The sequence below is a fragment of the Rhizobium sp. 42MFCr.1 genome (genome assembly GCF_000377185.1).
GTDB lineage: Bacteria > Pseudomonadota > Alphaproteobacteria > Rhizobiales > Rhizobiaceae > Rhizobium > Rhizobium altiplani.
The window spans coordinates 38572-59915 of the sequence record NZ_KB897833.1; the positions used below are offsets into that span (position 1 = coordinate 38572).

General features: G+C 60.8%; 24 protein-coding genes and 1 pseudogene. 10 read left to right on the forward strand and 15 right to left on the reverse strand.

What is annotated here, in order from left to right; translation table 11 throughout:
- Together hpt and C934_RS0116625 are read left to right on the forward strand one after the other, a co-directional pair.
- Complete coding sequence (gene hpt, locus C934_RS0116620; RefSeq protein WP_018857784.1) at positions 1 to 543, forward strand: hypoxanthine phosphoribosyltransferase; 543 nt, start codon at positions 1 to 3, stop codon at positions 541 to 543.
- 138 nt (positions 544 to 681) lie between these two features.
- Positions 682 to 1041, forward strand: a complete 360-nt coding sequence (locus C934_RS0116625) for a response regulator (protein WP_007789408.1) — start codon at positions 682 to 684, stop codon at positions 1039 to 1041.
- Positions 1042 to 1068: 27 nt separating this feature from the next.
- Here C934_RS0116625 and C934_RS0116630 read toward each other — a convergent pair whose 3' ends face one another.
- The 6 genes from C934_RS0116630 to argH form a co-directional block, all read right to left on the reverse strand.
- Complete coding sequence (locus C934_RS0116630) at positions 1069 to 1518, reverse strand: hypothetical protein (protein WP_018857786.1); 450 nt, start codon at positions 1516 to 1518, stop codon at positions 1069 to 1071.
- 169 nt (positions 1519 to 1687) lie between these two features.
- Complete coding sequence (locus C934_RS0116635; RefSeq protein WP_018857787.1) at positions 1688 to 2020, reverse strand: hypothetical protein; 333 nt, start codon at positions 2018 to 2020, stop codon at positions 1688 to 1690.
- Positions 2021 to 2138: 118 nt separating this feature from the next.
- On the reverse strand, positions 2139 to 4763 hold the full coding sequence (locus tag C934_RS0116640; RefSeq protein ID WP_018857788.1) for a TIGR02302 family protein: 2625 nt from the start codon (positions 4761 to 4763) through the stop codon (positions 2139 to 2141).
- Between the two features lie 226 nt (positions 4764 to 4989).
- Positions 4990 to 6258 carry a diaminopimelate decarboxylase gene (gene lysA, locus C934_RS0116650; protein ID WP_018857790.1) on the reverse strand — a complete coding sequence of 423 codons (1269 nt, stop codon included), beginning with the start codon at positions 6256 to 6258 and terminating at the stop codon, positions 4990 to 4992.
- 114 nt (positions 6259 to 6372) lie between these two features.
- On the reverse strand, positions 6373 to 6567 hold the full coding sequence (lptM, locus tag C934_RS0116655) for an LPS translocon maturation chaperone LptM (protein ID WP_018857791.1): 195 nt from the start codon (positions 6565 to 6567) through the stop codon (positions 6373 to 6375).
- A gap of 79 nt (positions 6568 to 6646) precedes the next feature.
- The gene (gene argH, locus C934_RS0116660) at positions 6647 to 8047 is read right to left on the reverse strand and encodes an argininosuccinate lyase (protein WP_018857792.1); all 1401 of its coding nucleotides are present in this window, start codon (positions 8045 to 8047) and stop codon (positions 6647 to 6649) included.
- A 41-nt stretch (positions 8048 to 8088) separates the two neighbouring features.
- On the opposite strand from argH, the gene tlpA reads away from it, so the two are divergent.
- Positions 8089 to 8751, forward strand: a complete 663-nt coding sequence (tlpA, locus tag C934_RS0116665) for a thiol:disulfide interchange protein TlpA (protein WP_018857793.1) — start codon at positions 8089 to 8091, stop codon at positions 8749 to 8751.
- On the opposite strand, the gene C934_RS0116670 is transcribed toward tlpA, so the two are convergent.
- On the reverse strand, positions 8729 to 10102 hold the full coding sequence (locus C934_RS0116670) for a hypothetical protein (protein ID WP_018857794.1): 1374 nt from the start codon (positions 10100 to 10102) through the stop codon (positions 8729 to 8731). The genes tlpA and C934_RS0116670 overlap by 23 nt on opposite strands.
- A 125-nt stretch (positions 10103 to 10227) precedes the next feature.
- Between C934_RS0116670 and C934_RS33715 the strand changes: the two are divergent.
- A pseudogene (locus C934_RS33715) lies at positions 10228 to 10371 on the forward strand (TlpA family protein disulfide reductase); the annotation flags it as partial.
- An 82-nt stretch (positions 10372 to 10453) separates the two neighbouring features.
- Here the strand turns inward: C934_RS33715 and C934_RS0116680 are convergent.
- Positions 10454 to 11134, reverse strand: a complete 681-nt coding sequence (locus C934_RS0116680; protein ID WP_018857796.1) for a redoxin family protein — start codon at positions 11132 to 11134, stop codon at positions 10454 to 10456.
- 309 nt (positions 11135 to 11443) lie between these two features.
- A complete protein-coding gene (locus tag C934_RS0116685) occupies positions 11444 to 11923 on the reverse strand; it encodes a cupin domain-containing protein (RefSeq protein ID WP_018857797.1) in 480 nt (159 codons plus the stop codon).
- A gap of 102 nt (positions 11924 to 12025) precedes the next feature.
- On the opposite strand from C934_RS0116685, the gene C934_RS32020 reads away from it, so the two are divergent.
- Positions 12026 to 13114, forward strand: a complete 1089-nt coding sequence (locus C934_RS32020; RefSeq protein WP_245267957.1) for a LysR family transcriptional regulator — start codon at positions 12026 to 12028, stop codon at positions 13112 to 13114.
- Positions 13115 to 13210: 96 nt separating this feature from the next.
- On the opposite strand, the gene C934_RS0116695 is transcribed toward C934_RS32020, so the two are convergent.
- Both C934_RS0116695 and C934_RS0116700 read right to left on the reverse strand, forming a co-directional pair.
- The gene (locus tag C934_RS0116695) at positions 13211 to 13459 is read right to left on the reverse strand and encodes a hypothetical protein (protein ID WP_018857798.1); all 249 of its coding nucleotides are present in this window, start codon (positions 13457 to 13459) and stop codon (positions 13211 to 13213) included.
- Between the two features lie 42 nt (positions 13460 to 13501).
- Positions 13502 to 14017, reverse strand: coding sequence for a DUF6428 family protein (locus tag C934_RS0116700; protein WP_018857799.1), 516 nt, complete (start codon positions 14015 to 14017; stop codon positions 13502 to 13504).
- A 42-nt stretch (positions 14018 to 14059) separates the two neighbouring features.
- Between C934_RS0116700 and C934_RS0116705 the strand changes: the two genes are divergently transcribed.
- The 5 genes from C934_RS0116705 (at position 14060) to C934_RS0116725 (ending at position 17534) form a co-directional block, all read left to right on the forward strand.
- Complete coding sequence (locus C934_RS0116705) at positions 14060 to 14413, forward strand: ArsR/SmtB family transcription factor (protein ID WP_018857800.1); 354 nt, start codon at positions 14060 to 14062, stop codon at positions 14411 to 14413.
- A gap of 30 nt (positions 14414 to 14443) precedes the next feature.
- Positions 14444 to 15133, forward strand: a complete 690-nt coding sequence (locus C934_RS0116710; protein WP_026371849.1) for an aquaporin — start codon at positions 14444 to 14446, stop codon at positions 15131 to 15133.
- Positions 15130 to 15558: an arsenate reductase (glutaredoxin) gene (gene arsC, locus C934_RS0116715; RefSeq protein WP_018857802.1), complete on the forward strand. Its 429-nt coding sequence runs from the start codon at positions 15130 to 15132 to the stop codon at positions 15556 to 15558. The genes C934_RS0116710 and arsC overlap by 4 nt, the downstream gene beginning before the upstream one ends.
- Positions 15533 to 16729, forward strand: a complete 1197-nt coding sequence (gene arsK, locus C934_RS0116720; protein WP_018857803.1) for an arsenite efflux MFS transporter ArsK — start codon at positions 15533 to 15535, stop codon at positions 16727 to 16729. Before arsC ends, arsK begins: the two co-directional genes overlap by 26 nt.
- Positions 16730 to 17003: 274 nt before the next feature.
- Positions 17004 to 17534 (forward strand): hypothetical protein, encoded by a 531-nt coding sequence (locus C934_RS0116725; RefSeq protein WP_018857804.1) that lies wholly within the window; start codon positions 17004 to 17006, stop codon positions 17532 to 17534.
- A gap of 92 nt (positions 17535 to 17626) precedes the next feature.
- On the opposite strand, the gene C934_RS0116730 is transcribed toward C934_RS0116725, so the two are convergent.
- From C934_RS0116730 to C934_RS0116745, 4 genes are all read right to left on the reverse strand, one after another.
- Positions 17627 to 18508 carry a 3-hydroxybutyryl-CoA dehydrogenase gene (locus C934_RS0116730; protein WP_026371850.1) on the reverse strand — a complete coding sequence of 294 codons (882 nt, stop codon included), beginning with the start codon at positions 18506 to 18508 and terminating at the stop codon, positions 17627 to 17629.
- A 148-nt stretch (positions 18509 to 18656) separates the two neighbouring features.
- Positions 18657 to 19586, reverse strand: a complete 930-nt coding sequence (locus tag C934_RS0116735) for an electron transfer flavoprotein subunit alpha/FixB family protein (RefSeq protein ID WP_018857806.1) — start codon at positions 19584 to 19586, stop codon at positions 18657 to 18659.
- Between the two features lie 25 nt (positions 19587 to 19611).
- Positions 19612 to 20361, reverse strand: coding sequence for an electron transfer flavoprotein subunit beta/FixA family protein (locus C934_RS0116740; protein WP_018857807.1), 750 nt, complete (start codon positions 20359 to 20361; stop codon positions 19612 to 19614).
- Positions 20362 to 20532: 171 nt separating this feature from the next.
- Positions 20533 to 21321, reverse strand: coding sequence for a rhomboid family intramembrane serine protease (locus tag C934_RS0116745; RefSeq protein WP_018857808.1), 789 nt, complete (start codon positions 21319 to 21321; stop codon positions 20533 to 20535).
- Positions 21322 to 21344 lie beyond the last annotated feature (23 nt).

The window sequence follows — 21344 nt, forward strand, 5'->3', positions numbered from 1 at the left end:
ATGCCCGTCGTGCGCGGAAAAAACATCGAGCCACTCTTCACAGCCGAGCAGATTGCCGAACGCAATCATGCCATGGCGAAGCAGATTGCATCGGGACCGACGAAGGACCTGCTGGTTATTGCGGTGCTGAAAGGCTCGTTCATCTTTGCCGCGGACCTTATCCGCGCGCTGCATGACAGCGGCCTCGCGCCCGAGGTCGAGTTCATCACTCTCTCGAGCTACGGCACCGGCACGGTCTCGCAAGGCGTGCGGATCGTCAAGGATATCGACAGCGACGTGAAGGATCGCGACGTTCTTCTGATCGACGATATTCTGGAATCCGGCCGTACGCTGCTGTTTGCCAAGGAACTGCTCTACGAGCGCGGCGCCCGCAACGTCACCATCGCCGTGCTCCTCGACAAGAGCGTCAAGCGCAAGGAAAAGCTCGAGGCCGACTATGTCGGTTTCGAATGCCCCGACTATTTCGTCGTCGGCTACGGCATGGATGTCGCCTACGCCTTCCGCGAACTCCCATTTGTCGGCGTCGTCACCGGCGACGCCTAGGGATCACGACCTGACCCTGAATGTGCCACGATGAGACGGGTTGTTAACCATCCCGTCCATCCCTTCCTGCCGTTTACCGATCGCAAAGGAAACTCGTGTGATTTCCGTTGCGGGGCATGAAACGGAGTGATGCACACCATGGCAAAAATTCTGATTACGGAAGACGAGGACTCCCTACGCTCTTTCGTAGCCCGCGCTTTGCGTCTTGACGGTCATGAGACCGAAGAAGCCGCTGACGGTGCGGAGGGACTGGAAAAACTCAGAGACGGCGTCTACGACCTGCTGCTCTCGGATATCCGCATGCCTGTGATGGACGGCATCGAACTGGCGCATCAGGCAAAATCCGCCTTCCCGGCACTGAAGATCCTGCTGATGACTGGCTACGCGGAACAGCGCGAACGCGCGGACGACTTGGCGGAGAAGATCGTCGATGTCGTCTCGAAGCCCTTTGCCTTGCCCGATATCCGCAAGGCTGTCGCGCGTGCGTTGGCCGCCTGAGGCGGCTAACGGCATGATCTCGACTATTCAGCCCTCATCGGGGATGAATTTGCCTTCATAGCGGACGCGAAAATTGCGTCGCTGGAAGTCCTGCTGGAAACATACAAAGATCAGTTCGATATCGGCCAGGCTGTCGCGCTTGTGGAGCAGGCTGAGCGTCACGACGATGACGCCGGCATAGCCGCGCGTCAGCCTAAACGCCGCGTTGCGGATGGCGTTGGCTTCGGCGTCCTGCCGGTCGTCGCGCCGCTCGTAGATCACCCAGAAGCGGCAGATATCCCAGGTCGAACGGAGAATTTCCGTGATTTCCGCCTGGAACTGCTCGGCATGCATGCCGGGTGACCAAGGGAGAGTCTTCTCGCCTTCGTCAGCCACGACGTTTAGGTAGCCATCGTATTCGCCGGTACGGGAGAGCGCATTCTCGATCAACTCGAATGCCGCGTTTTCACCGATTACGGTCTTGAAAAGAATTGCCATCGAATCGCTATAGTTATTCAGCTGCAGCGTGACAAGACGAAGCTTTCGCCAGGCGGGACTCGCCTCGGTGGCGGAACTTGAAGTTTGTCATCCAGTCACGCACAGATCATGCCTTCGCCGCGCCACATGGAGACGATGGCCTCGTTGGCAAGATCCAACCCGTAGCTTCTCAATAGTCGGGGCAGGCGGGATTTATGGTCGTTCCGCTGTTTCCGCCCTGCGTCTGCAGCGTGCCGGGAATCGGCCTCGGCGGACAGTTGACGGGTTGCCGTGCCCTGGAGCGGCTGGACGAAATGCTCCCGGTTGTCTCCATGCTGTAGGGAGCCGGTCGGTAGCTGTTCGATCCGCCCCAGCTTCGGCTCGATTCGTAGCCGTCGGCAGCAAGGGTCCTGCCGCCGCTGTTGGTCGTTGCGAAACCACCAATATCCATTGCGCTTGCCGTGCTTGCAGCCATGCCGAATCCAAGAGCGACAGCTGCGATCAGCTTCCATTCCGTTTTCATGGAAATACCCTCAACTCGTGCCCAAACGACGCGCGATCTGCGTCAAAATAGACATAGGGAGTGCTGGCGTGGAGGTGGCGAATCTCACGCTATTGTGACCTGAATTGGCACAGCCGAGCTATTGAATGTCCAGAAGCCGTTCCAGGTAGCGCCGTTCGATTTCCTGCGGCGGGTTGTTGCCGAGCTTCTGGCGAATGGCATCCAGGATTTCGCGGGCGCGCTGCACGTCGATCTCGTCCGGGACCTTCACCTGATCGCCGAAATCGGGGCCTTCGGCGCGGCGCGGACGTCCAAGCGGGTCGCGGCCGTTCTGATTGCCTTGCCCGACCTGGCCCTGCTGGCCTTGTCCCTGTTGGCCCTGCATGGCCTGCATCATCTGGTTCATCATGTCGCGCGCGCCCTGACGGAGCGCCTCGAGGGCGCGTCCCTGGCCCTGGATGGCCGGTTCGCCGTGACCCTGACCGAGTTCGCGTCCGGCGCCTTCCATTTCGCGCTGGGCCTGGCCGAAGCCCGGACCGGGCTTGATGCCCATGTCGCCGAGACCCTTCTGCAGCTCGCCAAGCTGGTTGCCAAGTTCGTCCTGGCGCGAACGCAGCTGCTTCAAGGCTTCGCGCAGCTGCTCAGCCGTCATCTGGTCGGAAGGCGACTGGCGCTGCTGGTTCTGGCTCGGGTCCTGACTCTGGTCTTGCTGTCCCTGTTGTTGATCCTGCTGCATGCCGTCATTGTCCATCGGCATCTCGTCCAGCAGCGGATCGTTCATCCCCATGTTCGGATCGCCGCGCTGCATGCGATCCTTCAACTGCTGGTCCAGCTTGAAGGTCTCTTCCATCAGCTTCTGCTGGTCACGCAGGATCTGGCCAAGCTTGTCCATCTGCTGGCGCATCTGGCTGTTGTCCTGACCCTGCTGCCCCTGCTGTGGCCTGCCGGCCTGCAGGTTGTTCATCATTCGCTGCAGCTCGGAGAGCATCTGCTGGGCAGCGTCGCGGTTGCCGGAGCGCGCCAGATTCTCGATCTGGTCCATCATCCGCTCCAGATCCTGCTGGCGAAGGATGTTCTGAGCATTCTGGTTCGGCTGCATCGGCGAATTCTGCATGCGCTGCGCAAGCTCCTTCATGTAGTCCTGCATCGCCTTGCGCAGCTCGTCCATGAGCTTCTTGATCTCGGCATCAGGGGCGTTGCGCTGGAGAGCGTCGGCCAGGTTCTGCTGGGCGTTGCGCAGATTGCGTTCTGCCTGCGACAGATCGCCATCCTCCATGCCTACAGCAATATCCCAGAGGTGGTCGGCGGTATCCTTCAGCGCCTCCTCGCCCTTGGCGAGCTTCATCCGCGTCAGAGCGGATTGCAGCAGCAGGTAGTTGGTCAGCTTCGGGATCGTCTCTTCCGGGCGCAGCGTCAGCGCCTCGTTCAGCGTGATCGCTTCCAGCATCTTGCGCGTGTCGAGCGAAAAGACCTGCCGCTCTTCGGCGACGGCGGCGGCCAGCGGCTCGTGGAACGGGCGGGCCGGCATCGTCATCTCGTAGGGCGAGCTGCGACCCGTCTGGCCGGCGGCGTCCTTGGCAATAAGGGTGATGCGGACCCGCTTGCCCGACAGCGGATGCTCGGTCAGGTTCTTGCTGGTCAATCCCTTGGAGTCACGCGAATTGCGGCGGGGGATCTCCAGGCGGAAGTCCGGCAGCGGATAAAGCGGCGTTGCGGCCGGGTCGGAGTCGACAGGAACGATCTCCGCGCGCGCTTCCTGCACGCCGTAATCGTCCTTGACCGTGAAGCCGATTTCGAGAGCGCCGTTGACGGTCGGCTTCGGTATTCCATTGAAGGCGATCTCGGGCGCCTTGTCAGGAATAACGTCGAAGCTCCACGCGCGACCGTTGACCTCGAGCCTGCCGTTTTCCTCGAGCTTCATCAGATGCGTCGTGGCGGACAGCGCGGGATTGATGGGAGCCGTGCCGTCGGCCTGCTGAGTGGCCACTGGCGTAACAGGGGGCTTGGCGGCTTCCTGAGGCGTGATGTCCTCGGCCTCGCCATTCTCGTGCCGGAAGACAACCTTCTCCGCCGTCTTTCCGCCGCTGACGCGGACCGTCAGGCTCGAGAGTTCGGGGACGCGGATCGCCGTCTGCTCGGTACCGTTTGCCGTCAGATAGATCGGCGCGCGACCGGTGTAGGAGGGGGGCGTGACCCAGGCGTCGATACGCACGGCAGGATCAACTGCCTGCGGCGCGGGCCGCGGCTGCAGCGCATCCGAGATCGAACCGCCGCTCGTCGATAGCGAATAGGCGAAAGCCATTACCACAAGCAATGCCGGGATGGCACGCAAGGCCAGCCGGTCGTGGGAGGCGATGTCGGGGCGTGGGAAGCCGGTATCGAGCGCCGCGATCTTCTCCGCCATCCGCGTCTGATGTTCGCGCCAAAGGGCGCGGGCGAAAGGCGTGTCGGTGGCGGGTTCGTCTTCCTGAACGGCAACAGGCTGATGCTGCAGGCCGTTGCGCTGCTCGAGCAACCGATCGGCAGCAGCCACATCGGGCCAATGAAGCCGGCGCAGCGGAAGGAGGGTGACGAGGGTGGCAACCGCAAAAATGATCAGTAGCGCCACGCGAATCCATTCGGGCGCGTAGCGGAAGACACCGAACCAAGACGCTGTGAGGTAGAGCGCCACAACCGACAGAATCGGCAGCAGGAGAGGTAGGATCTGTTCGAACAGCAGGACCAGGCGCGCCAGAGAGCGCTTGGCCGCGACCAGGCGCGCCAAGGAAGGCCTCAGGGCAAATGCTCCGGTTTTCTCCTTGCTGGAGCTCTTGTTCAATCCGTTCTCCGCGCGCTGGCGTTCAAAGCAGGAGGGCGTTTCCGGCGATTGCCGGGGCAATTCGCTCTCGATCAAGGATAGCATTCTTTGTGGCGAAGGCGAGGGCAAGCCCCAGCCAATGCCGGTTTTTCACGGTTCTTCGCCAAAAAGTGATGCCCCCGCCAGGCGGTGATCAGTCCAGCCAGGCCGGGATGGAATCGAGGGCGATGAGCTCTTCGTAGGTGCCGCGCGGGCGAATCACGTGGAAATCGTTGCCCTTGACGATCACTTCAGGAACCAGAAGGCGGCTGTTATAGGTGCCGGCCTGAACCGCGCCATAGGCGCCGGCGGTGCTGATGGCGAAGAGATCGCCGGACTTCGGCATCGCCATTTCGCGGTCGAGCGCCAGATAGTCGCCGGTTTCGCATACGGGGCCGACGATATCCGCCTTGATGCGCGGCGCGTTCGCTGCCGAGATCACTACGGGGCGGATCTCGTGATGGGCCTCATAGAGAGTCGGACGGATGAGGTCGTTCATCGCGCCATCGACGATCACGAAGGTTTTCTCGCCGCCGTCCTTCACGTAGATCACTTCGGTGACCAGGATGCCGGCATTGCCGACGATCAGGCGGCCGGGCTCAGTGACGATCTTGCAGTTGAGGTCGCGCAGAGTGTTCGTGACGATCGCAGCATAGGCTTCCGGCGATGGGGGCGGGTTGTTGTCGTCCCGGTAGGGGATGCCAAGGCCGCCGCCCACATCGACGTGATGGATATCGTGGCCCTCTGCGCGTAGCGTGCCGACCAGTTCGCGCAGCAGCTTGAAGGCGTCTTCGAATGGCTGCAGGTCGGTGATCTGGCTGCCGATATGCATGTCGATGCCGGTCACTTCGATGCCGGGCAGGCTTGCCGCGCGGGCATAGACGGCGCGGGCGCGCTCCCAGGAAATGCCGAACTTGTTTTCCTTCTTGCCAGTCGAGATCTTCGCATGCGTCCTGGCGTCGACATCGGGATTGATGCGGAAGGAGACAGGGGCCTTCTTGCCTGCCCTGACGGCGCGCTGGTTGAGGATCTCGAGTTCCGGCTCGGACTCGACGTTGAAGCAATAGATGCCGGCCTCGAGGGCCAGGTCCATCTCCCGCGCTGTCTTGCCGACGCCGGAGAACATGATGCGCGATGCCGGGATGCCGGCGGCCAGTGCGCGACGCAGCTCTCCCTCGGATACGACGTCGATGCCGGCGCCGAGATTGCCCAGCGTCTTTAGCACTGCCTGATTGGAATTCGCCTTCATGGCGTAGCAGACCATCGCGTCGACATCGCTGAAGGCTTCCGAGAAGACGCGGTAGTGGCGCTCGAGAGTGGCCGTGGAATAGACATAAAAAGGCGTGCCGACGGCCTTGGCGATCTCGGGAACGGGAACGTTTTCGGCGTAGAGAACGCCGTCGCGGTAGTCGAAATGGTTCACGTCAGTGGCCTCTCAAAGCATGTCTCCCGACGTGGGAACCGGTTTCGGGATCAGGACATGCATAAATACAAAGGCTAAAGCGCTGCTGGCGAATCCTAAAGATCGCCGCGTGCCTTAGAGAAGCGGATCGAGGATGAAGGGCCTGTCGACCCTGCCCGGCTGCGGCGTCGGCTTGGACGAGTCACCGGTCTTCGTTGCGTTCGCGCTCGGCGGGTCGAGATCGCCCTTTCGCCCGCACCCGGCGACGGCAAGGCCGATCACGGCGAAAACAACCGTCAGGCGGACGATCTGCGGCAAGCTCTTCTGCATGGAATTCCTCTTGGGAAGCGGCACTGGTGGACACCTTCATAGCGAAGTTTATCCAGCTTGTGCACCCTGATTGTTGAGGTCAGTTGCGGGCTCGCCAATAGGCGATCTGCTTGCGCACTTCCGACGGCGCCGTGCCGCCGAAGCTCTTGCGGCTTGCAACCGATGCCTCGACCGTCAGCACGTCGTAAACCTTGTCGGTGATACCGGCATTGATCGCCTGCAGATCGGCAAGCGACAGCTCGGCCAAGTCGCAGCCCTTGCTCTCGGCCAGCGCCACCGCACGGCCGGTCACGTGATGCGCGTCACGGAACGGCAGGCCGGCTTCGCGCACCAGCCAGTCGGCAAGGTCGGTCGCGGTCGAATACCCGGAACCGGCAGCGGCCTTCATGCGCGCGCTGTTGACGGCCATGTCGCGAACCATGCCGGTCATGGCTGATACTGCCAGCTCCAGGCTTTCGGCAGCGTCGAAGACCTGTTCCTTGTCTTCCTGCATGTCCTTGGAATAGGCGAGGGGCAGGCCCTTCATGATTGTCAGAAGTGCGATCAGCGAACCGTTGATGCGGCCGGTCTTGGCGCGCACCAGCTCAGCGGCGTCAGGGTTCTTCTTCTGCGGCATGATCGACGAACCGGTGGAGAAGGCATCCGACAGGCGCACGAAGCCGAATTGCGGCGTCGACCAGATGACGATTTCTTCCGCCAGACGCGACAGGTGCATGCCTGCGATGGCGGCGATCGACAGGAACTCGATGGCGAAGTCGCGGTCCGAAACCGTGTCAATCGAGTTGCGTGTCGGCTCGCGGAAGCCCAGCGCCTTTGCCGTCATGTGGCGGTCGATCGGATAGCCGGTGCCGGCAAGCGCTGCCGCGCCGATCGGGCTCTCGTCCAGATGCTCAATTGCATGGCGCACGCGCGAGCGGTCGCGGCCGAACATTTCGACATAGGCCATGCAATGGTGGCCAAAGGTGACGGGTTGGGCGGTCTGCAGATGCGTGAAGCCCGGCATGACGGTCTCGGCGTGCTCTTCGGCGCGGTCGAGGAAGGCGGCGATCAGGTTGGTTAGTAGCTGCTCGGTCTTCTGCAGCTCTTCCTTGACCCAGAGGCGGAAATCGAGCGCGACCTGGTCGTTGCGGGAGCGGGCTGTGTGCAGGCGACCGGCGGCCGGGCCTATCAGCGTGGCGAGGCGTGCCTCGACGTTCATATGAATGTCTTCGAGCTTGCGGGAGAATTCGAAACTGCCGCTCTCGATCTCTGACAGGATCGTGTTTAGCCCTTCGACGATCTTGACTTTATCGTCTGCCGAAATGATGCCCTGGTGGGCAAGCATGGTGGCATGGGCGATAGAACCGCGGATGTCCTGGGCAAACAGCTTCTTGTCGAAACCGATCGAGGCATTTATCTCCTCCATGATCGCATCGGGACCGGAGGCGAAACGGCCGCCCCACATCTGGTTGGAAGATTTGGTATCCGTGCTGTCGGCCATGACGATGCCTGCCTTGAAGAACGCGTGTCTCGGAGAATGAAATGACGACAAGAAAGTCCCTGCGCCTGCCATCCCTGAAGCTGATCGGGATCGCGGCCGTCGCAGGCATTATTGCCGGTGCGGCAGCGGTTTACATCAGGGAAGCCGGGTCTGGCAATGGCAGGACGCAAACGGCCTCGGGCGAATGCGCGGCGACAAAGGAGATCGCCGCGAGAATCGCGCCGCTGCTCAAGGGACAGGTGGCGGCGATGGTCGCTCCTGACGAGCACCGCAGGCTTACCACCGTTTCCTTCAAGGGCGGGGACGGCAAATCGATGACGCTCGACAATTTCGCCGGCAAGACCGTGCTCTTCAATCTCTGGGCGACGTGGTGCGTACCCTGCCGCGAGGAAATGCCGGCGCTGAACGCGCTCGAGAAGGAGCTGGGCAGCGACAGGTTCCAGGTCGTGCCCGTCAACATCGACACCGGCGACGACGAGAAGCCGAAGGCCTTTCTCAGCGAGATCGGCGTAAACGCGCTGCAGCTTTACCGCGACAACACGATCGAGGTCTTCAACAGCCTGAAGAAGGAAGGCCTCGCCTTCGGCCTGCCGGTCACGCTTTTGATCGACGGCAAAGGCTGCCTGATCTCTGCGATGAACGGCCCCGCCGCCTGGGACAGCGACGATGCCAAGGCGCTGATCAAGGGCGCGATAGGTTCGTAAGCTGTGTCTGAGCACTTTGACGCGTTTGAAGAAAATACCAGTCGACCTTGCCTGGCGTAAACGCGACAGCCGCCCGCTTTTCCCACAATGGTGTTGTATGGTCACCGACAACGAGGATGTCCGTCGATGGTAGCTTTGGATCGGCTGCAATCTCGGAAATCTTGTCGAAAACCTCTGCCCAGATCTCGGTCAATTCGCAAACGCGCTGGTTCTTGATGATTGCTTCGTTGGTCCTGCAATGAAGCTGGCCGCCAGGTTTCGCGACGTAGGGTATGTGCGAGTTAAGCGTCAACCAGTAGACTATCATCGGCTGCGCGCTCTTGGCCAGAAGACGGAGATGAACTGCGTCACCAACTTCGCCATCACAAAGGCCGTTGAAGACGCTGCCGCATCGGGATGGGAAGAGCTGCCGATCGCGTGCAAGGTCGTCGAGGAAATGGGATTCTTTTATGCCAATCCGGGGGTACCAGACATCTCGATCGAACATTTCGCTGGAATAGCCGTGGTAGGAGATTGTAGCGAAACCCCTTTCGGCAAGTTGTCGAGGAAGGCAGTCGTATTGTTCGGCGCGCAGATAGTCGGTGAAATTCCCCCATCGCCCGCATAGTTCGCGTGACTCGGCAGAGGTGGTTGAGCCCTCAAAGTTGCTTCTGCCGGAGAGTACGCTGTAGCCCGCTTTAACTGCTGCACTTTCAAATTTGCTGGCCAAGAGGGCTTTCATCCCGGGGTCGGAAAACGAGCCAAGCCCTTCCACTATGACGATCAGCAGGTTCCGTCCGCGCTTGGTTATGCTTTCGGCATCAAGGCCGTTCAGTGCCATCGCACTTTCAAAATGTGAGGCAGGCTGTTTTACGTATAAGCGATTTACGTAACCATCTGCCACGGGCAGCGCAGCGGCCAGGATGGCCGCGGGCAATGGCGAGGCAGCGCAAAGCGCCTTTCTATGCCGGTTTACGAGCCAAGCTGTTCCAAGCGCGTTGAAAAGAAAAAGAGAAATTGCGCCGATGTAAAAAGCAGATGCGGCGACATCGATCGATGCAAGATAGCGAATCGTATGAAAGGCGGTTGCCAGGGGTAAGTAGAACATGACTGCGACCACCAAGCTTAAGTCGATAATCGCCACGAGCCCGAAAAGGACATAAACAAACGGTGGCCGCAGCCAAAGGGAAATCATCGCTGCCAGGAAATAGAGGGGAGGCGAAACCAGCCGGTAGACAAGAAAGTACGGAGTTGCGAGCAGGAAGATCAGATTCGGCACGACCACTGCCACCAGTGCGAGAAGCCATGCATTTGGCTGCGCCAGCCTTTTCAGCATGTCGTTCGAAGCGCTTTTCTTGCTCGTGCTGTTCATCGATGTCCCTCGGCTCGATCCAAGGCTAATCAATAAACCTTCAGCAATCGTATATGCTTTTGAGCGACTTTATTTAGCGGACACAACCAGAAGCTCGTCGCGGTGGCCGTCGAAGCCGCGGCGAGGTCTTCAACAGCCTGAAGAAGGAAGGCCTCCCCGTCACGCTTTTGATCGACGGCAAGGGCTGCTTGATCTCCGCCATGAACGGCCCCGCCGCTTGGGACAGCGACGATGCCAAGGCGCTGATCAAGGGAGCGATAGGGTCGTAGGCAAGGCGGCTTATGGCCGCTTGCGTGCAGAACAGCGAATGGGCTAGGTGGCATCTGCTACACCACTCTGAATTCTTCGTTGTTAATCTGCGATTTGAGCAGCTGCCGACAGAAGCTCTTCGGGATTGAGCGCCTGGCACACATTTCGCCCCTCGTCTTCGACCTCCGTGAAGCTCCAACGCACCACACTTTCTCGATCGAGCAAGAAGTGGCCGACAAGCTGCATATGTCCGGCGAGGCTCACCTGCCGATCGGCTTCCGTAAATTCGTACCGGTCCTTTTTGTTGAGAAGATCACCTGCTGTGGGCGGGGCCATTGGTTCCGGCAACTCTCCCGGTCGATCGACCCGCATTGCCATGACCACGTCCATTCCAACCTTGTATGGCCAGTCGGTCTCATTGTGGGTGAACTCGAGGACGGGCAAGCCGAAGGCGCGATGCAAATCCCGTTCCGGGTCGGATGCCGCAAAAAGATTGGGTATCGGCTGGTAACGGAAATAGAGTCGCGCGCGTTCTACCGGGGTGCTTACAACGACCAGGGATTCGATGCCTTTCTCGCGCAGCGCCGAACTGAGCTGTGCCATAGCTGCGACATGGCGACGGCAGAACGGACAGTGCAGGCCCCGAAACAGACCGATCAATAGCGGGCTGCGGCCGCGAAAGTCATCAAGTGCGATCTTCCCTTCGCGTGAGATTGCATCCAGCACAAAGTTCGGAGCTTGGTCGCCCGGTTGCAACAGATGTTCGACATGGCACACAGACATAAACAACCTCCTCGCCGCGGCGATCAGAGAGGCACCACGACAAGCGCTTTGAAGTCGAGCCCGCGTTGGGCGCTGCCGAGGTCGAGATTCAGCGTTGCAGGCCTGACCTCTCGTCTTGGCGAACCGCCAGGATCGATCCTGAGAATGGCCCCACATTGGCCGACGAGCAAGCGCTAAACAGCAAAACTGGTCTAGCTCTGCGGGGCGCCTGTTGGACGGCGGCGAGGGCGGCCAGATCTCTACATGAACGGCCCGCCGCCTGGGATAGCGACGAGAAGGCGCTGATCAAAGGTAGGTGGGGACGTCGCCTTAGGAGAGCGGCGGCCCGACGATCGCGATATGGTTTTCGGCGCAGCAGCGCGTGAGCGCGTCGATCACCTCGGGAGACGGGGCGGTCGCGGCGGGAAGTTCGGCCTTGTCGGCGACCTGGCTTGCCTGCCGCAGCATTGTCTCGAAGTCATCGCCACGCGTGATCGTCAGGCAATGGGCGCCGGCGACACTTTCGACCCGAAAGCTGTGCGGGATACCCTTCGGAGCAACCAGTGTCTGCCCCGCGCTGGCGTGAACCTCTCGCTGCCCGATTTGGAAGCGCATCTCGCCTTCGAGCAAATGGAAAACTTCATCTTCGCGATGGTGAACGTGCAGAGGCGGCGTCTCTCCCCATGGCATCCAATGCTCGATGACGCTGATCTTGTCATCGCTTGCCAGGGATGAAAGCCGGATGGCGACGAGCGTATTGCCAAAGCAGCGAAGCTCGCCATTTGACCGCGGATGGGTGTTCATGTTCATCTCTGATCCTTCCAGGATTTGAAGTGCTTACGAATGAGCGGTTTTTAGCGTCGGAGCCTGACTCCGATCCAATCCAATGATCGTATGGACTGAATCCACGCCATGAATTTCAATGGTCTCGACTTGAACCTCGTGCGCGTCTTCGATGCCTTGATGCGGGAGCGAAGCGTCACGCGTGCCGGGGATCGTATCGGTCTCAGTCAGCCGGCCGTGAGTGCGGCGTTGAACAGGCTTCGCCACCTCTTCAACGACAATCTTTTCGTGCGGCAGGGAAACGAAATGCTGCCCACGCCCAAGGCAGTCGAACTTGGTGAAAGGGCCCGCCTGGCGCTCGCGGAAATCGAGGGAATGATCCGCTCGGTCCGCGGCCTGGAACTAGGCGAACTCGATCGGACCTACACGCTGTTGGGGGCCGACTTCTTTTCCATGCTGTTGATGCCCCAGCTGGCGAGAAAGGTGCACGAACAAGCGCCGAATGTGCGCCTGTGGTTGCTTGATAGCGCCATGGGCGACGTCGCAAGGCTGCTTCAAGAGAATGCGGTCGATATGGCCCTCGAGCGTCCGCTCGAGTTACCGGATTGGGTATCAAGCGCGCTGCTTTTTCAATCGCCCTTCGTCATCATCGCATCACGAAACAACGAGGCCATTGCAGCGATTCCGGACGGCGGACAGATTCCGCTCGATCTCTTTTCCCGCTTGCCCCATGCTATACGTTCGATCGATGGGACGCTTTCCGGCATGGTGGACGAGGCTCTGAAGTCGCACGGGCTTCGTCGTAACGTGACGCTCGCGCTCCCGCATTCAGGGCGTGGCGCTCGCGGTTGCCGCCGGCTCGCATGTCGCGGCGGTGCCCGTGCAGTTTGCGAGAGCGGTCAAGGCGCAGCTCGACCTGATGGTCTTCGAACCGCCAATCGATGTTCCCGCGCCGCACGTGAACCTCTACTGGCACTCCCGCTACGACCAGGATCGAGCGCATCTGTGGATTTGATCGCTGATCGTGACGACGGTCTCGGAGTTGGGGTTCCCCATTTAAAGGCAAGCCGGCGCCAAGCGGGCCAAAGCAGGATCGCGCCAGCGAAGTCCATCACCGTCCTTTATGCGATGCTTACATCGGGTGCCCGTCCATCCAATCGAAAAGATATGGCCGCACCGATAATCTTAGCCGGTGCGGTCGATCATCTGGCCGCTTGAACAGTCATGCAGTTTTGCTGGAAGGATGAGGCGATGTACGGTCGCTGGTGGTTATATTACGTCGCGGTGCAATCGCGTCAGGCGGCTCAAGCGCAATCATCTGGGCACACCGATAAGCACGAGGTTGCCTTCGATCGCGCAGACGATTGCTGGATCTTCGCCAGGCTTGCACTCGTTCTTGCGGTCTTCTTCGCCGGGCTGGCTTGCATTCTTTGGGTCGCAAGCTGATCGCTGGCTTTCCTCCAAGGGCGAAGACGGCAACCGCCGACGCTCGACGGTTTCGCCGGCAAAGGCCGCGATTTTCAGTCTTCGGGTGACGGGTGACGCCGTTGTCGCTCCGATCATCCGTCAGCGTCTCCTATCCGTCGCAAGCAGTCAGTGGTGGATTTAGCCACAGCACTTGGTAGCAGCATTAGCCGGCCCGCGGCAGGCCGTCTCTTGGGCTTGCTTCGCCAGCCACCGGTCACGCGGCTTGCAGCTTGCCGCGCGGGGAAGGAGTTCAACCTGCACCACACCGTTGCTGATGACCGGGATCGAGGCGCAATAGAGCTGCATCGGCTGCACACCATCGCTTACCTCAAAGGTCAGCTTCGCCGAGCCATCAAGCTGCACATGTTCGGAAACCTTGCGAATGATGGCGGCGAACTTGCCGGCCGGCATGTGGGTGCGGTCGCCCTCCTCGATATCCCAGAGCTGAACGAAAGTCTCCGCCCAAGCTTCCGGGTTGGCTCCGCAGTCGAGTGCCGAAAACTGTCCGGCCTTGACCTCGGTGACGTGATAGCCCGGCTTCGCCAACCGACCGTCGTAGCGGAACGCCAGAGGCAGATCTGGAGACGTTGCCAGGGCCTCAAGCAGAAGGCCGAGGCTGATATCTGAAGACAGGGCCTTGTCGATCGCATTCATCTGAGGTACTCCTTGTTTCAACATTTCAAGGATTATTGAATTATGGATGAACGTCAAGCCCTCGCTTCGTTCGGCGCGCTGTCTCAGGAGACCCGCCTCCAGATCGTCCGCATGCTCGTCGTTGCCGGCCCCGAGGGCATGGCCGCCGGGACGATTGCGGAGAAGCTCGAACTATCGCCCTCGAACATTTCCTTCCATCTGAAGGAGTTGGACCGGGCGGGCCTTGTCAGCCAGCAGCGCGAAGCCCGCTCGATCATCTACACCGCCAATTACGATGCGCTCGGCGGCCTCGTGCGCTTCCTGATGGAAGACTGCTGCGCCGGCCATCTGGAAATCTGTGCGCCGGCTGCGGAAATCGCTGCCTGCTGCCCGCCCGGCAAGGGAAAAATTCAATGAACGTCCTGATCTAGTCCGGGACCTGAGGCCTTGACATCTTTTCCGCTCTCCAGTCGCCTTGCCTCGGAGGCGTTGGGCACAGCTCTTCTGGTCGCAACCGTGGTCGGCTCGGGCACCATGGCGGACAGACTGACGACGGACACGGCGCTTGCGCTGCTCGCCAACACGCTGGCAACGGGGGCGATCCTCGTTGTGCTGATCACCATCCTCGGACCGATTTCCGGCGCTCACTTCAATCCGGTCGTGTCGCTGGTTTTCGCGCTGCGCCGTGAGCTGACTGCCATGTCTACTCTGGCCTATATCGGTGCACAAATCCTTGGCGGCGTTGCCGGAACGCTGCTCGCGCATGCCATGTTCGGACTGCCTCTGCTGCAGGTCTCGACCACCATCCGCACCGGCAGCGCGCAGTGGCTGGCCGAAGTGACTGCCACGTTCGGCCTCGTCTTCGTCATCCTCGCCGGTCTGCGCTTTCGCGCCGATGCGGTGGCATGGCTGGTCGGCCTCTACATCACGGCGGCCTACTGGTTCACCGCTTCGACCTCATTCGCCAATCCTGCGGTCGCTATCGCCCGCTCGCTGACGAACACCTTTTCCGGCATCCGCCCGGTCGATCTGCCGGGTTTTATTGTCGCGGAAATCCTCGGCGCATTGCGGGCGAGTTGGCTGCTGATGGAAGCTCGCAATCCTCAATCACTGACTGAAACGGAACCTGCGCCATGACAATCGACGTCACGATCTATCACAATCCGAAATGCGGCACCTCGCGTAATACGCTGGCACTGATCCGCAATGCGGGCATCGAACATGTGGTCGTCGAATACTTGAAAGATCCGCCGAGCCGTGAACAACTCATCAAGATGATCGCGGATGCAGGCCTGACCGTCCGTGCCGCGATCCGCGAGAAAGATACGCCCTACGCCGAACTCGGACTCGACAACCCTGACCTGACCGATGACGAGTTGCTCGATGCCATGTTGAAAGACCCGATCCTGATAAACCGTCCCTTCGTCATCAGCCCGCTGGGTACGCGCCTCGCCCGGCCTTCGGAGGTCGTCCTGGATATCCTGCCCGGCACCCACAAAGGTCCGTTCGCCAAGGAAGACGGGCAGCAGGTTCTCGATGCCCAAGGTAAACGCCTTGTCTGAACGCGTGCCGCTTCTGGCCGTGCTGGCGCTCGGTGTGACACAGATCATCGGCTACGGCACCCTCTATTACAGTTTCAGCATTCTTGCTCCCGATATGGCCGCGCAGTTTGCCTGGTCGAAGGAATGGGTCTTCGGCGCTCTCTCTGCGGCGCTTCTGGTCGGCGGCCTGGCGGCTCCGTGGTTGGGAGCGCTGTTTGACCGGATCGGCGCCGGCCGGGTGATGGCTACGGGCTCTTTTATTGCTGCTGTCTCTCTGGCCGCCTGCGCTCTCGCGCCCAACAAGGCCGTGTTTGTTGCCGCGCTCATCGCCGTCGAAGTTGCCGCAAACCTTGTTCAGTACGGCGCAGCCTTCGCGCTGCTTGTGCAGATCCGGCCACAGGTTGCATCCCGCAGCATCACCTATCTGACGCTGATTGCCGGTTTTGCCTCGACGATTTTCTGGCCAATCACCGCGGCGCTGAATGCGCATCTTACGTGGCAGAACGTTTATCTGATCTTCGCCGTTCTCAACCTGGCCATCTGCCTGCCGATCCATGCATGGCTGTCGCGCAGCAGGAGCACGCAACGGACGACGGCGGCATTGGTCGCCGCCCCGCGAGTGGAGGGGATCTTGCCACCTGCTCGCCGCCGGCTCGGCTTTGCCCTCATGGTCAGCGGCTTATCACTGATGTCGCTCGTCAGTTCGGCCACGCTGGTGCATCTGGTGCCACTACTGTCCGGCCTTGGGCTCGGCGGAGCCGCTGCCCTCGTGGGGACACTCTTCGGCCCATCGCAGGTCAGCAGCCGGCTGATCAACATGGTCTTCGGTAAGAACCTGCCGGCAATCCATCTGGCGGTGATCGCGGCCATGCTGATTCCGGGCGGCGTGTTGGTGCTGCTGTTCACGGCTCCGTCCGTGCCGGGTGCGATGGCTTTCGCCGTGATCTTCGGCATGGGCAATGGCCTGCTGAGCATCGTCAGCGGTACGCTGCCTCTGCATCTCTTCGGCAGCGACGGTTACGGCAAGCTGCAAGGGAGAATGATGGCAGCGCGGCTGATCCTGTCGGCGCTTGCGCCGTTCGTCCTGGCTTTTGCGATGGAGAACTTCGGCATCACACAGTCACTCGGCACGGCCGCTGCTTTAGGCGGGCTTTCCATCATCGCGCTACTTTCCATCCCGGCGTTGCGATAATTGCGGTTGGCGCACCGCCGACCGGAAGCCGTGGCCGGGTCGCGAACGCCGGCAACCTGGAGTACTTCTATCGCAGTGACCGTGCGACTAGCGACACTGAAAGTCTATTGCCGACCTTGCCGTCAGCGCTAGGTTTGTGAATCGGACACAGTCGCGCGGATAAGTTGGACCCGCGACCGAACCAAGCTTTCGAAACTCTAGCTCGCTTTGCTGGTGCGCAGCGAGCCCTCTCGAACCAAGTCGGTGTACTGATGCGATAGCGTAGGAGGCGTAGATGGCAATTTCGCGCAAGCAGGCAGAGCGTTTGCTAACGGCGGACGAATGGCAGCTTGTTCAAAAGACTCACCATCCGGCAATGCAGGATTTGTCGGATACAGATCTCTCTGATCTCGCCAAGCGAATCCGTGAAAGGCGCGATCGTGCGCAAAGCGAGGCGAACAGACAGCGCAGGGAAATGAGAGGCAAGGCGCAACCCAAAGGGGCGACACCGGCACGCAAGGATACAGGCACGAGAGGCAAACTCGAAGTTCTGGCCATGGGCGTGCGCAGCGTGAACGCGGAACAGGCCCGCCGGCGTCGAATGCTTGCTAAAATTCAGATGGTCGAGAACATGCGCGCCGCGTTGGCACGAAGGAAAGAAGCGAAAAGCGAGAAGGACGAGTCATTTAACACGCGGCAGGCCCACGCAGGCATGCACTCGATCGAAAGCACAAAGCGCAAAGATCTCATCCGCCCCATGGAGCGCGGTAGACTGCGGAAGGCGAGCGCCGTTTCGCAGGCGAAGCGCGATGCTCGCGGCGCATAGGTTCTGGTTTCGCCAGCTCATCAGTTTCGGCGGACAACCTTCGAACGGCAAGAATGAAACGAGACCGTGCGGATCGTCGAGATCGGTTGGCGTCAGCGGGTCGGGATCGGCGTATCGCCGCGATAATCGTAGAAGCCGCGCCCGGACTTGCGGCCGAGCCAGCCGGCTTCGACATATTTCACCAGCAGCGGGCAGGGGCGATACTTCGAGTCAGCCAGGCCGTCGTGCAGCACCTGCATGATCGACAGGCAGGTGTCGAGGCCAATGAAATCGGCAAGCTGCAGCGGCCCCATCGGATGATTGGCGCCTAGTTTCATGGCGGTGTCGATGGCGTCGACGGTGCCGACGCCTTCGTAGAGCGTGTAGATGGCTTCGTTGATCATCGGCAACAGGATGCGGTTGACGATGAAGGCCGGGAAATCCTCGGCGACCGTCACCGTTTTCTCCAGCGAGGCGACGAAGTCCTTGGCGGTTGCGAAGGTCACTTCGTCCGTCGCGATGCCGCGAACCAGTTCCACGAGTTTCATGACCGGCACCGGATTCATGAAATGGATGCCCATGAAGTGCTCGGGGCGGTCGGTGGCGGAAGCGAGCCGGGTGATCGAGAGCGAGGACGTGTTGGTGGCAAGGATTGCTTCCGGCTTCAGGACCGGACACACTTGGGCGTAGATCTTGCGCTTGACGTTTTCGTCTTCGGTCGCGGCTTCGATCACGAGATCGGACGCGGCAAGATCGTTGATGTCGGAGGAGCCGGAAATCAGGGCGAGGGTGGCGGAACGCTCTTCGTCCGTCATCTTGCCGCTCGTCACATGGCGGGCGAGGTTGCCGTTGATGGTGGCCAGGCCGTGCTGGACGCGTTCCTCGGAGATGTCGTAGAGCTGGACCTTATAGCCTGCATCTGCCGAAACCTGCGCGATGCCGCAACCCATCTGGCCTGCGCCGATAATGCCAATCGTCTTCAACACCGCGTTCATCTCCAAACCCCCGCTCGGCATGCGCCGCCGCGCTGCCGCATTTTTCTAACAAAACTGCCGGGCAAATGATCGCCCGGCAGAAGTAGTAGCCCTTAAAAGGATAATTTTCCAGTCATTCGCAAGTGCGAAATAAGGGCATCTGCACACATCAGAGCGCCTTCTGCAGTTCCGGCAGTGCTTCGAAGAGATCGGCGACGAGACCGTAGTCGGCAACCTGGAAGATCGGCGCCTCCTCGTCCTTGTTGATGGCGACGATGACCTTCGAATCCTTCATGCCGGCGAGGTGCTGGATGGCACCCGAGATGCCGCAGGCGATGTAGAGATCAGGAGCGACGACCTTGCCGGTCTGGCCGACCTGCCAGTCGTTCGGGGCGTAACCGGCATCGACGGCGGCACGCGAGGCACCGACGGCAGCACCGAGCTTGTCGGCGACCGGCAGGATGACTTCCCTGAACTTTTCGGCGGAACCCAGCGCACGACCACCGGAGATGATGATCTTCGCAGAGGTCAGTTCCGGACGATCGGAGGCCGACAGTGCGTCCTTGACGAAGCTCGACAGGCCAGGGTTGGCCGCGGCCGCAATAGCTTCGACCGGGGCAGAACCGCCTTCGGCAGCGGCGGCGAACGAGGCGGTGCGCACGGTGATGACTCGTCTGGTGTCGGTCGCCTGCACCGTCTGGATGGCGTTGCCGGCATAGATCGGCCGCTTGAAGGTGTCTGCGGAGACCACTTCGATGATCTCGGAAACCTGCGCGACATCGAGCAGGGCGGCGACGCGCGGCATGACGTTCTTGCCGGTCGAGGTGGCGGCGGCGATGATCGTATCATAGCTTGCGGCCAGCGAAACGATCAGGGCGGCCAGCGGCTCGGCCAGATTGTTGGCAAGGCTTGCGTCCTCGGCAACCAGCACCCTGGAAACGCCCGAGAGCTTGGCAGCCTGTTCGGCTGCAGCCTTGGCGCCGGCGCCGGCGACAAGCACGGTCACTTCGCCGCCGATCTTGGCGGCAGCCGTCAGCGTCTTGGCGGTCTGGTCGGAAAGGTGGCTGCCGTCGTGATCAGCCAGAAGAAGAATGGCCATGGATATATCTCCCTTTCTCGATCCTTTAAAGCACGCCGGCTTCGGTCTTCAGCTTCTCGACCAGCTCGGCGACCGACTTGACCTTGACGCCTGCCTTGCGGCCGGACGGCTCCTCGGTCTTCAAGACCTTCAGACGCGGCGCGGTGGAGACGCCGAAGTCGGCCGGCGTTTTCTTGTCGAGCGGCTTCTTCTTCGCCTTCATGATGTTCGGCAGCGAGGCGTAGCGCGGCTCGTTCAAGCGCAGATCTGATGTGACGACGGCCGGCAGCTTGACCTCGATCGTCTGCAGGCCGCCATCGACCTCGCGGGTTACCTGGGCCTTGCTGTCGCCGATCTCGATCTTCGAGGCGAAGGTCGCCTGCGCCGTGCCGAGCAGGGCTGCGAGCATCTGGCCGGTCTGGTTCGAGTCGTCATCGATCGCCTGCTTGCCTGTTATAATCAGGCCCGGCAGTTCGGCGTCGACGACGCCCTTGAGGATCTTGGCCACAGTGAGCGGTTCGACTTGATCGTCGGTCTCCACCAGGATGGCGCGGTCGGCACCCATGGCAAGTGCTGTGCGCAGCGTCTCTTCGGCCTTGGCCGGGCCGATCGACACGACGATCACCTCCTCGGCCTTGCCGGCTTCCTTCAGCCGCAGCGCTTCCTCGACCGAGATCTCGTCGAACGGGTTCATCGACATCTTCACATTCGAAAGCTCGACGCCTGTGCCATCCGGCTTCACGCGGATCTTCACGTTGTAATCAACCACCCGCTTCACGGGGACGAGAATTTTCATGGGGTCCTTCCTTCAACTCTTTCGCCAAGAAAATGCGCGTTTCGGCGCTGCTCCGATTGTCGAATGGCGACATGGATACGCGTTTTTCCTCCAAACACAACGCTTCCATGGCGCAGATAGGCAAATTGATCCCGTGGATATATTACGCTTACGTTCACGTCAATATTAGAGTTATTGCTTGTCCCAAGGCAGGCGCGGGCGCAGCTGTTGACCGGGCGTCACGACCATCGTCGTGTTGGCGGCTGGCCGGTTTTTGACAGCCCTGGGCGTGACGACCTCCCGATCGAATAAAGGGACGCCGCGGCGACGCATCAGAAGGACCAACAGGCCTCCGGCGACGATGCCGCCGGCATGGGCGCCCCAGGAGATGCTGCCGTCGGGTTCCAAGACCAGCATCACGAATTGCTGGCCGATCCAGAGAAGGAGCGGCACGAAGGCCGGCAAGGGCAGCGGGACGCGCATTAGCACCAGCACCCAGACCTTCACGCGGGGATGCAAGACGACGTAGGCGGTGACCACGCCTGAGATCGCGCCCGAGGCGCCCACGAGCGGCGCTTCCGATGTCGGCCCCACAAGGCCATGGACAAGAGCGCCGGCGGCCGCGCACAGCAGATAAAAAATAAGAAAGCGGAAGTGCCCCATCGCATCTTCGACATTGTCGCCAAAGACCCACAGGAAAACCATGTTCGGCGCAAGGTGCCAGAAGCCGGAATGCACGAAGGAATAGGTGATGTAGGTTAGCGGTTCCGGGATGAGGGCCAGCGCCGGCGCCAGCCTGGCGTGGTTAAACGCAACCGCGGGAATGTAGCCCAGGCCGACAATCGTTGCCTGCGACGCGGACTCGTTGGCGACCACCCCGGTGAATAGCCAAACCGCGAAATCCACCGCGATCAGCGCCATCGTCACCCATTGGACCTTGATATGCTTCAGCGTATTGGCATCGTGCAGCGGTATGAACATGAAGCCTGCCCCGGCGTTCGCGC

Coding starts and splice junctions, on each gene's coding strand:
- hpt (WP_018857784.1), top strand. CDS start 1: ATGCCCGTCGTGCGCGGAAAAAACATCGAGCCACTCTTCACAGCCGAG.
- C934_RS0116625 (WP_007789408.1), top strand. CDS start 682: ATGGCAAAAATTCTGATTACGGAAGACGAGGACTCCCTACGCTCTTTC.
- C934_RS0116630 (WP_018857786.1), bottom strand. CDS start 1,518: ATGGCAATTCTTTTCAAGACCGTAATCGGTGAAAACGCGGCATTCGAG.
- C934_RS0116635 (WP_018857787.1), bottom strand. CDS start 2,020: ATGAAAACGGAATGGAAGCTGATCGCAGCTGTCGCTCTTGGATTCGGC.
- lptM (WP_018857791.1), bottom strand. CDS start 6,567: ATGCAGAAGAGCTTGCCGCAGATCGTCCGCCTGACGGTTGTTTTCGCC.
- argH (WP_018857792.1), bottom strand. CDS start 8,047: ATGGCCGACAGCACGGATACCAAATCTTCCAACCAGATGTGGGGCGGC.
- tlpA (WP_018857793.1), top strand. CDS start 8,089: ATGACGACAAGAAAGTCCCTGCGCCTGCCATCCCTGAAGCTGATCGGG.
- C934_RS0116670 (WP_018857794.1), bottom strand. CDS start 10,102: ATGAACAGCACGAGCAAGAAAAGCGCTTCGAACGACATGCTGAAAAGG.
- C934_RS0116680 (WP_018857796.1), bottom strand. CDS start 11,134: ATGTCTGTGTGCCATGTCGAACATCTGTTGCAACCGGGCGACCAAGCT.
- C934_RS0116685 (WP_018857797.1), bottom strand. CDS start 11,923: ATGAACATGAACACCCATCCGCGGTCAAATGGCGAGCTTCGCTGCTTT.
- C934_RS32020 (WP_245267957.1), top strand. CDS start 12,026: ATGAATTTCAATGGTCTCGACTTGAACCTCGTGCGCGTCTTCGATGCC.
- C934_RS0116695 (WP_018857798.1), bottom strand. CDS start 13,459: ATGATCGGAGCGACAACGGCGTCACCCGTCACCCGAAGACTGAAAATC.
- C934_RS0116700 (WP_018857799.1), bottom strand. CDS start 14,017: ATGAATGCGATCGACAAGGCCCTGTCTTCAGATATCAGCCTCGGCCTT.
- C934_RS0116705 (WP_018857800.1), top strand. CDS start 14,060: ATGGATGAACGTCAAGCCCTCGCTTCGTTCGGCGCGCTGTCTCAGGAG.
- arsC (WP_018857802.1), top strand. CDS start 15,130: ATGACAATCGACGTCACGATCTATCACAATCCGAAATGCGGCACCTCG.
- arsK (WP_018857803.1), top strand. CDS start 15,533: ATGCCCAAGGTAAACGCCTTGTCTGAACGCGTGCCGCTTCTGGCCGTG.
- C934_RS0116725 (WP_018857804.1), top strand. CDS start 17,004: ATGGCAATTTCGCGCAAGCAGGCAGAGCGTTTGCTAACGGCGGACGAA.
- C934_RS0116730 (WP_026371850.1), bottom strand. CDS start 18,508: ATGAACGCGGTGTTGAAGACGATTGGCATTATCGGCGCAGGCCAGATG.
- C934_RS0116735 (WP_018857806.1), bottom strand. CDS start 19,586: ATGGCCATTCTTCTTCTGGCTGATCACGACGGCAGCCACCTTTCCGAC.
- C934_RS0116740 (WP_018857807.1), bottom strand. CDS start 20,361: ATGAAAATTCTCGTCCCCGTGAAGCGGGTGGTTGATTACAACGTGAAG.
- C934_RS0116745 (WP_018857808.1), bottom strand. CDS start 21,321: ATGTTCATACCGCTGCACGATGCCAATACGCTGAAGCATATCAAGGTC.